An 842-nucleotide genomic window follows, 5' to 3' on the forward strand; every position below is an offset into this window, starting at 1 on the left:
TGAACCCCAGCAAACTGGTCAACCCGCTTTCCGCCGGGTGATGACCATAGGCGCTGTACGCCACTGGCTCAACCCCGGACTTATCCACAAGCCGCAGGACAGAACGTTGCTGATCCGTCGCCAACAACGTGGTTTCGATCGCACCCTCAACACGCCGCTGCTGAGCCAATAACAGGTCTTCATGCTGAAAGACCGTGCGTCGTGATGCACCCTCTATTTCGGTCGCCAGGCGGTTCTTTTGATAGAAGCGCTGCACATCCGCCTGCCCTGCCGGCGAGCTGGAAGCCAGACGGTCCAGTGGGTCGTAGCGATACTTGCACAGCACTGTCTGGTTGGGGGAAATCATGGCAGCTTCTTCAAATAGAACCAGCCGTCAGCATCCGGCAAAACCGATACGCCGCCTACCTCGCATAAATGCTAGGTAAACGCTCGGCTTCGAGCCTGAAAGCATCAGGCTTGAGGTCTTTGATCGCCGCCTCAAGCTGCCTGCATTGCCGAATGATGTAGGCGGCGATGGGCTGGGGGGATCGGGTGTATGCGCGGTCAGNCGTTTGAGAATTACGAACGAATGGATGTTTGTTCTTCTCTCGGGCTTTTTAGATACTCAACATAGTTTCTTTTTTCCCGCCTCAATGTCGACAGGTGATCCATATGGGTGCGTTTACTGTAATTGGCAGTGCCTTGATTTCTAGACATATAAGCTATTTTCGTCTCAAGATACCTAATGCTCGTAGTGAAAACTTCAGCTTCTAGCTTGCCATCAATATAAATACGAGTACCCGGCGTATGCTTTTTAATGCCGGCAGTTTCAAGTGCAGCGCGATATTTTTCGCGTGCATCCC

General features: G+C 52.6%; 1 protein-coding gene and 1 pseudogene. Both read right to left on the minus strand.

Features of this window, described 5'->3' with window-relative positions; all coding sequences use genetic code 11:
- A pseudogene (locus tag KBY08_RS26235) lies at nt 1-346 on the minus strand (RHS repeat-associated core domain-containing protein); the annotation flags it as partial.
- A 212-nt stretch (nt 347-558) separates the two neighbouring features.
- The coding region (locus KBY08_RS26240) for a hypothetical protein (RefSeq protein ID WP_225651321.1) at nt 559-842 on the minus strand (284 nt) is incomplete at its 5' end.

It is taken from the genome of Pseudomonas sp. P135 (genome assembly GCF_020312125.1).
Lineage (GTDB): Bacteria > Pseudomonadota > Gammaproteobacteria > Pseudomonadales > Pseudomonadaceae > Aquipseudomonas > Aquipseudomonas fragariae.